A 734-nucleotide genomic window follows, 5' to 3' on the forward strand; every position below is an offset into this window, starting at 1 on the left:
GCCTGAGCCGGTCAGCCAGCAGGCAGGGCTGCGGCGGCGCTTTCGTCCTTCAGCGCAACGCCGGTCGCCCCGAGCCGGCGCGCCGCGCCGACGAGCCAGGCGATGCGATCGGCCGCCGCCTCGGGGCCAAGCCCGCCCTGGCCATGGATGTTCGACACGCAATTGCGCGCGCTGTCGCGCAGCCCCACCCGCGGTGCAAGCGTCAGATAGGCGCCCAGACTGTCCGCCACCGTCAGCCCCGGACGCTCGCCGATCAGCATCAGCACCATCCCCGCCCCGGTCGCCGCCCCGATCGCGTCGCCAAGCGCCACCCGCGCGCCTTCCGCCAGGATCACCGGCACGCCGCCCAGCTCGGGCAGCCGCGCCACCAGCGCCGCCACCAGCGCCGGCGCATTCGCCGCGACACCGCGCGCCGACAGCCCGTCGCCGATCACGATCAGCAGCGGGCAGTCGAGCCGCGGCAGCTCCGCCCCGGGTGCCAGCTGCCGGCCCAGATCGGGGCGGCGCAGATAGACCGCCCGCTCGCGCGCCGCGCTCGCCACCCGCAGCGTCGCAAGCGGCGCCAGCGCCCGCGCCAGCGCGTCCCAGTCGACCCGGCCATGGATCGCGTCGCGCGCCGCGGCATGGTCCTCCTGAAAGGCCAGCAGATCGGCCAGCGGCAGCGGCCGCGCCGACGCATCCAGACGCACCCGCGCCGGCGTCAGCCGCGACAGCGCCGCGAAAGCCGCAACCTT

1 protein-coding gene is annotated in these 734 nt (G+C 76.4%); it reads right to left on the reverse strand.

The annotated features are described in order from the left end of the window. Positions 1-11: 11 nt before the first annotated feature. A partial coding sequence (eutC, locus tag EOW66_RS20275) for an ethanolamine ammonia-lyase subunit EutC (RefSeq protein ID WP_164881219.1) occupies positions 12-734 on the reverse strand: 723 nt, incomplete at its 5' end.

It is taken from the genome of Paenirhodobacter huangdaonensis, from assembly GCF_004022465.1.
GTDB classification, from domain to species: domain Bacteria; phylum Pseudomonadota; class Alphaproteobacteria; order Rhodobacterales; family Rhodobacteraceae; genus Rhodobacter; species Rhodobacter huangdaonensis.